At 68.5% G+C, this 7,647-nt stretch carries 5 protein-coding genes; 2 read left to right on the top strand and 3 right to left on the bottom strand.

All coding sequences use genetic code 11. The features are described 5' to 3' along the window. Both AB0A97_RS41335 and AB0A97_RS41340 read left to right on the top strand, forming a co-directional pair. Positions 1 to 144 (top strand): transposase (locus AB0A97_RS41335; RefSeq protein ID WP_361161198.1); only part of this gene is annotated, 144 nt, incomplete at its 5' end. Between the two features lie 129 nt (positions 145 to 273). Beyond that, on the top strand, positions 274 to 450 hold the full coding sequence (locus AB0A97_RS41340; RefSeq protein ID WP_361161186.1) for a hypothetical protein: 177 nt from the start codon (positions 274 to 276) through the stop codon (positions 448 to 450). A gap of 1,155 nt (positions 451 to 1,605) precedes the next feature. Here the strand turns inward: AB0A97_RS41340 and AB0A97_RS41345 are convergent. The 3 genes from AB0A97_RS41345 to AB0A97_RS41355 form a co-directional block, all read right to left on the bottom strand. Further along, positions 1,606 to 2,466: a DUF4231 domain-containing protein gene (locus tag AB0A97_RS41345; protein ID WP_361161189.1), complete on the bottom strand. Its 861-nt coding sequence runs from the start codon at positions 2,464 to 2,466 to the stop codon at positions 1,606 to 1,608. A gap of 589 nt (positions 2,467 to 3,055) precedes the next feature. Beyond that, the gene (locus tag AB0A97_RS41350; protein WP_361161192.1) at positions 3,056 to 4,942 is read right to left on the bottom strand and encodes a DUF2075 domain-containing protein; all 1,887 of its coding nucleotides are present in this window, start codon (positions 4,940 to 4,942) and stop codon (positions 3,056 to 3,058) included. 208 nt (positions 4,943 to 5,150) lie between these two features. Continuing rightward, a complete protein-coding gene (locus AB0A97_RS41355) occupies positions 5,151 to 6,161 on the bottom strand; it encodes a DUF3883 domain-containing protein (RefSeq protein WP_361161195.1) in 1,011 nt (336 codons plus the stop codon). Between the last annotated feature and the right edge of the window lie 1,486 nt (positions 6,162 to 7,647).

Consider the following 7,647-nt stretch of genomic DNA (forward strand, 5'->3'; position numbering starts at 1 on the left):
GTAGCAGAGCGTAGTTTCGCCTGGCTGGGCCGCTATCGCAGGCTCTCCAAGGACTACGAGTACCTCGCCGCCAGTCAGGAGAACGCGATCTACCTTGCCACGATCATGCTCCTACTGCACCGCACAGCACGGGTCCTGCCCTGAACGGGGCTTCTCAGACACCCTCTAGCCGGGATCAGAACCGGTTCAGAAGACTTCAACAACCGGCGCACACCGGAAAGTAGTGTGCGCAACGAATGTCCGGGGGAGGCCCCGGCGGAGCAGGGGGAGCCGATGACGGGGCACAGCAGCCCGCAGCAGGCCGGCCAGGACACTGCGGCGGCGCACCGGGCCGCACTGTTCAGTGACGCGGACGCGGCCACCGACCGCCCGGCCCGCACGGCCCCCGCCCCCCCGCCGCTGGAGACCCTCATCTGGCAGGCTCCCGGCGAGGGCGGGCAGCGCCGGTGAGCGGCGCCGATCTGATGGAACTGCGCGCGGACAGTGGTGGTCCTGCTGCGCGCCTGGGGCTGGCGCGCAGCACCGGGCGGCCGGGGGCTGGAGCGCCACGGCGCCCAATGGGCGGTCATCAGTGAGGCCGGGGATTCCCAGGTCACTGCCGCCAGCGCCGCCTTTACGGTGCCCTTCGACGCCGGGGTGCCCGCCCCGGTGATCGCGGCGGCCTGTCGCGTGGCGGCCGGGGAGGTGCCACGGTCCCGGATCCGCGCGCCGCCCTGGCCGCTGCGCTGGCCGAGCGCACCCTCGACGGCTCGCCCGGCCACGACGAGTACAACAGCGCCGTCGTCGAGGTCGTCCGGGCCACCGCCGCCCTCGGCGAGGAGCACACCGCCCCCACCCCCGTATCCCCGTCCGGTGCCGCCATCCGCCCCCGACCACCGGGGAGGACCACCCCCGCCTGCGCGGGGACCGCTCGGTCTCCTCCGCGTCGATCCAGTACCGCTCGGGACCACCCCCGCCTGCGCGGGGACCGCAGGGCGCGACCAGCGGTTTCATCCGGTGAGGTGCGGGATTTTACTGACTTCCGAGGATTCCGACATTTCCGCCTGAAGGGTTCGTTGGAGACGGGGACGCAATGAGCTGACGACGCTACTACGTGCTGGTGACGACAGGTATGCGTTGTTGCTGGGCAGCCCGCGGTCGAGGGGCCGGCCGCGCAGTCCATGCGGTGGACCAGGCGACGCCCGTCGGCGGTGACGTCGGCCCGCCACCGGACGCGCTCGTGCGGGGACGGCGGGTCCAACACGGAGTAGTCGACGCCCTCAATGGGGCGTACGACGCCGTACGGGGCACTGAGCGCGACGACGTGCGGCCGCTGGATGGGGCCGTGCGGGGTGTCCACCCGCCCCGGCAGGGTCAGCTCCAGGTCGTACCGCCACGCCCGGGACCGGTCGCGGCGCCGGCGGACGATGACCGCCCGGATCCGCTGCCTGTCCGGCAGCGTCACCTCCGCCAGGGGCCCGTCGTCCCAGTGCGCCGCTTCGTGGTGCTCGTCCCCCCGGCCCACGCCCAGCCGGACTCCGCCAACTCACCGGAAGGCGCCTGCCCACCGGCACGGCACGAGCCCGCCACCAAGACGGTAACGGGCTCGAAAACGATGCGGGAGGGTCACACGATCTCCTGCTGCCCTTGGTGGGGTTGGTCGAGCTGCTGCTCACGTTTGCGTTGCTCGACCCTCAGGGATTCGACGTTCTCGGCGAACAGTTCCAGGTTCTCCTTTTCGTCAGAGCGGCTGTAGGGAGGGATGGCCAGTTCGAGAGCGGTGACGTGCTGTTCGATAGCGTCCGCCGTCTGCTGAAGGTTGAAGCCGCGCTCCTTGAACTTGAAGTAGCCCATCACCGAGGTGATCACGGAGACGGCGGCCCCAAGACCGATGAGGATGCCCTTGCCTGGCTGCGGGGGGTCGTAGAGAGCAGCAACCGCGGGGATGGCGGCAGAGCACAGGATGAGCGTCCACTGAAGCGCGTTGTGCCGGCGGCGGTAGGTCGCGCTCTCGGCACGCAGCCGGTCGATCTCCCGGGGGATAGTGTCCCGGTAGGAGTACTGCCGTTCGTAAACAGCGCGAGCAACCTGGGCTGCCGCCAGTATCCGCTTCTCCTCGGCCAGCTCGAGGTCGAGCTTCAGTTGAGCGACTGAATGCTCTTGCTGCGTACGCGTCCCGTTCGCATTGTCGTTCCACGGCTGTTCGGTATCAAAGAGGCCGACGAAGAAGTAGCACCCGACAACAAGGGCGACAAGAACGAACAGACCGAAGATGTTGATGGGCGCCATGTTGTAACGGCGCCAGGTGAGGGCAGTCGCGCCGATAAGGGAGAGCAGCAGCAGCGGAGCACCGATCAACCCGACCAGTCCGACGGTGCTGACCGTGCGGGTCCGCTTGATCTGACGCTGGAGACTGGCGACGGTGCGTCGGTGGCCTATCAAGGCGTTGATGCGCTCGTCTGTGTTGAGGCCGGGCTGCTGCGGCATGTGTGGCTTCCCCCATGGGTCGAACGGGCTTGGTGGTTAAACACCCTGGTCAAGGTCATTGCTGATCGTGAAGGGGCCTCTCAGCCCCTCGTTGTAACGTGGGCTGTCGGTCCAGCGGTTTCTGTCCGACAGGATTGACGCAAAGGCTTTCCCTCTGGCCGGATCGCACCAGGAGGAGCTGTAGCCGGGCTGATGCGCTGGGTTGCCGTGCTCACCCGCTCAGTGGCAGTTGTCCTGCGTGTTTCTGCTTGAAGGGAGACGGGGCCTCCATCCTGGACATCCTTGCCGGGATGCCTCTGCATGTCGTGGACGCGGGCGGCGAGGCAGTCGGCTCAGGTGGTCTTGGCGAACCCTGCCCAGCGGACTGCGGTGTTGGGGTGGAGGCCAAGGATGCTCGCGAGGACCGGTGCGGTCAGGTCACCGGCGAGCGCGACCAGGGCCGCGTTGCGGGCCGGCCTGGTGTCGATGCCGTGGGGCAGGAGTTTTGAGCTGAGGCCGGTCTGCGAGGTGGGGCGGCCGGGGACCAGGCCGGGGAAGAGCCATGGCTCGCCGCTGCTGCGTACGTGGTGACTTCGGGTGGTGCTGTGGTTCAGGTGGGCTGCTGGGCCGGCGTAGGCGGTTCGGGCTTGGCCGCAGTCGGTGCGGGAACCAGCTGGCGCAGTCGTGCCTGGGTTTCGGGATCGGTGGAGTACAGGAGGGTTCCGGACATGCCACGGGTGAGGAGGACCTTGTAGGTGTTGCGGACCAGGCGGAGGAAGGTGGCGGGGTCGGTGCTGCTGAGCGCGGGGTCCCTGCTGGCCTGCGGATTGGGGAGCCAGCGGTCCTGGCGCCAGACGAGGTCGTCTCCGAGGATGACGCCGTTCCAGTCGTACTCGAAGCCCTGGGCGGTATAGATACAGCCGACCTGGCCGAAGCCGTCGGGGTCGGTGGCCCACAGCCAGGACGGGGGGACGCCGTCGAGGCGGGACTCACCGCGCAGGTTCCACGGCTTGCGCCAGGAGCCGATCGTGATGTCGTCGACCAGACGGCCGGAGCGCGGGTCGCTCCATCGCCAGCAGAAGCCGGCCGTGATGCGGGCGGTGAGGTGCTGGGCTTCCTTGGCCTGCAGGAGGTCTTCCATCTGCTGGGGAGAGTCGGCCACTCGGACGTGGAAGGTCCGCTCGTCGGCCCACTCGGTGGCGGGCTCGTCGGTGAGCTGTAGCAGGCGCAGGACCCACTGTTCGTAGGCGCGGCTGCCGCCGTTGCGGAACTGGCCGTTGAGGTCGATGTGGCGTGGGCGCAGGCCTCGGGCGGCGGCGGCCTGGTCGATCGCTTGGCGGCTGCCCATCTCGCCGGGGCGTACGACTTGGTGGTCGTCCAGGAGGAAGACAGGGACGCGGGCGGCGTCGAGGAGTTCGTCGATCTGGCGTACCCCGCGGTGGCGGACGGAGTGGGCCCGGATGCGGTGGGCCTCGTCGCAGATCAGCGCGTCCAGTCCGTTCTTGGGGGCGTCGGCGAAGTTCATGAAGTAGCCGAAGAGCTTGCGGACGCCGGGGTTGTAGGTGCCGACGGCGTGGTGGAGGGTGCGGGTGAAGGACTTGGATCCGGTGGCGTGGACCACGGTGTGGCGGTCGTGGGCGAGGTGGCGCATCAGGTGCAGGGCGATGACGCTTTTCCCGGAGCCGGGGCCGCCGGTGATGATGAGGACTTCTTTGCTGTCCGCTTCGCGGGCCTTCTTCACCGCGCGACGGACCAGGGAGACGGCGACCTGCTGCTGGTCGAGCAGGACGAACCGGTCGGCGTGCAGAATCTCTTCCGCGGTCGCGCGCAGCAGGGGGCGGCTGGGTGCCAGGGGGCTGTGGAGGAGTTCGTCGGCGGCTGCACTGCCGTGAGCCGGTGAGAGGCGCGACTGCAGATAGGTGATCAGCTGATCGCGGGTGCTGTGGGTGAACAGGCGCCCTTGGTGATCGGGTTCAAGGGTGAGCAGGTCGGCCACGCCGGCGGTATCTGCGTTGTGGAGGTAGGCCACGCCGGCCACCGCGTCGGGTTCCGCGTCCAGCACGGTGGTGAAGTCCTGCAGGTACTGGCAGTAGCGCCGTACTTGGGCGACCGGATGCAAGAAGGCCCGGTTGTTGTTGCCGATGCCTGGCAGGCAGAGGTCCTCGGTTTCGGGCAGGGCTCGGGCGTGGGTCCACTGCTTGAGCTCAACGATGACGTAGGACGGCTGGGACGTGTGGGGGTGCCAGCCCGCCAGCACCACGTCGGCCCGCAGGCTGGACAGGGCCAGCTGGTACTCGATCATTACCTCAACATGCTGCAGTCCGGCTTCGTCAAGCACGCGGGCCAGGGCGGGCAGGCTGTTGCGCCAGGACCGCCTCTCCCCGTCCTCCAGCCGGCCCATTCGCGCCTGCCGGTGACGCTCGGCCAGGTCATCGGCCACCGTGCCCTGTTGACAGCGGTCGACGAACTCGTGCACGGACATGCGCAGTAAGGGCATCGTCGTCTCCTCGGGCGGGTGCGTTTCATGAAGCAGAGCGGGTGGCCGGGCGGGGTGAGTGCGGCCTGGTGATGGTCGGGCGGCGTTGTCCGGGCACGCGACCCCGGCCCGTAGGGGGGCTGTCCCCTTGCCCGGCACCGGAGGGGCCCGTCCGCACCCGCGTATGCCGCAGGTGAACGACGTACATCCGCACCCTGGGTGCAGAGGGTCAGGTAGGGCGAGCCGTGCCGCGGTTACAGCTGGGGGCGGCGGGGGGCTGGGGGACGAGATACTGGTAGCGGGTGGGGCGCAGGTCTTCCTCGGCCGGCTGCCAGTCCTCGAGCAGCAGGACGTCGCCGCCGCTGCAGTGGTACGCGCCGTCCGTCTTAGTGACCTTGATGTCGCTGACGATGAACAGGTCGACGGTGTGGCGGGTATCGCGGGCGTGGAAGACCTCGTTCACGGTCAGCTCCACGCTGGTGGGGGCGCCGGTGGTGCCCTTGACCTCCACCCGCCGCTCGAGCCCTTCCCGCTCCAGGCGCAGGTCGTAGGGCTTGCCGACCTTGCGCGCCGTCCAGCCCCGCTTGGGATCCTGGTAGTGGGTGACGGCCTTCTCCTCGGCGTACAGCTCGACCGCCTTGCGCTTTTCCGGGTCCATCTGCCGCCCCGCGCCCCGCCGCCCGCGCCGGGGGCTGTTGGGGCCTTGCAACTGCTCAAGCGTGACCCCTGGCGTCGCGGCGAGCGCCACGTCACGGTCCGCGGCCCAGTCGGCCTCGATGCCGGCCGCGTCAAACAACGGCTGCGGGTCCATCGCCACCAGGTACCCCACCCCCTGCTGGGTCCCCGACCGGCGCGCGGCCTGCGACGCCTCCGCGCTGAGCGGACCGTCCGGGCCCAGCGGCACATCGTCGAGCACGGCCAGCGGCTCCAAGCCCAGCCGGTAGGGGTAGATGACCCGCTCCTCGGCGGCCTCGTCCGGCCAATGCGGCGCTGTGCCCTCGTACACACCGACCTGCACCTTGCACAGCACCATCCGCACAGACTTCGCTTCCCACTGCCCCGGCTGCACCCGCGGCGCCGCCCCGGTCACCAGCACCGCGAAGTCCGGCTGCCGCCGTCCGTACCAGTCCGGCTTCCTCGGAAAACCCCAGGAACGCGTCACCATCCCGTGCTCCAGGTTCCGCTGGTGCCCGACCTTCTGCCCCACATGAATCATCACGAACAACGCTTCAGAAGCCACCAGGGCACCCTAAGGTCATCACTAACGACCAGTCAACAAGTTCCACCTACTACCCTCTGGCAGCTCGACGAAGCTCCCGCCAGCCCAGGATGTACCGCAGGCATCGCCAGCAATCGTCACGTGAAGGACTCGAGGTGCCGACTGGGTCCGGGACGGCGGGCGACCATCGTTGGCCGACTGCGCGGCTGTCCTCCGTGGAACCAGCCTGCCAGTACGGGCGGCATCACACAGTGGCGATCTCTGCGCTCTCCACGCAAGAGGAACCTTGCGTGGAGCACCTTCGCATGGCCACTTGATGACCGGGAAGGCAGGGCCAGCCCCGCGTGCGCGGGGACCACGTGGCGAGTTGCCCGCCGCCGGTGCCAGTTCCGGGACCACCCCCGCGTGCGCGGGGACCACTGGATCGCCAACGTCGGCAGCAGCAACCGCGGGGGACCACCCCCGCACGCGTGGAGAGCACTTGGCCGCGGTTCACCTCTGCCTGCGCGGAAAGCACGAAGTCCTCGACCACCTAGGCCTGATCATCGACGGTTCACCTCCGCCTGCGCAGAGAGCGCCCCTTCGCGACCTGCGACGTTAGAGGGGCTTTGCCGTTTCGCGATACGAGGAACGACGGTGCATGAGGGGCAACCTACCCGGAACGCGGGACGGGCTGCGGGGGAGGACCCGCGAGGCGTCCTCCATCATGGGACGGTGCTGCCTACCCGGGCGGCTGTTTTCCGCGCGAGCGGAGGTGAGCCGCCCAAGCAGTGCTCAGGGTGACGTTCGACTGGCGCAATTGTAGTACATTTCGTTCCGCGCTTCTTTGCTCTGGTTGTTGAGAACAACCGGTCGACCGGTTGTTCTCAACAACCAGAGCAAAGAAGTGAGTGAACACTCAGACACTGATCATGTTTCTGCTTCTCGGCGCCTCGGTCTCACTGAACGCCGCCCTCGTTGCCGGGATCTTGGCTCATCTCAGCGGCTTGCCCCCGTTGCGGGCCGTGCTTGTTGCCGGGCCTACGTTCATCGCCGTGTTCAGTCTGTTCATCACAGCATGGGGCAACCTGCGATGACGGGCCTGCCCGAGGGCCAGGCTGCCGGACGCAGTCGACAGCCCGGCACAATGACCGCGTTGGCCACGAACAAGTACGAAGGCACTTGGTGCACGCCGCCGACGCCGACTGGCGCCGGGCGAGTGAGCCCTACAGTGCGGGACGTCCGGCTGGCTCACCTATCTGTTGCTCTCCGCGCGAGTGGAGGTGAACCGTCGTCGGGCAGGTTGCTGTTGCTCAGCCGGTCGTGCTCTTCGTGCGAGCGGAGGCGAACCGCGTCGATCAGCCCGGAGGCCTGCGGCGCACGGTGCTCTCTGCGCGGGCGGAGGTGAGCCGTCGTACTGGAGGTGGATTGAGCTAGGGCCTTTCCTTCGGATCATCTCGCCGACCAGATGAAGATGGCGGCGAGGTGGAGTCCGGCGAGGTAGATGGTGGCGGTCTTGTCGTATCGG

Origin of the sequence: Streptomyces sp. NPDC045470 (assembly GCF_040646595.1) — a bacterium.
Lineage (GTDB): Bacteria > Actinomycetota > Actinomycetes > Streptomycetales > Streptomycetaceae > Streptomyces.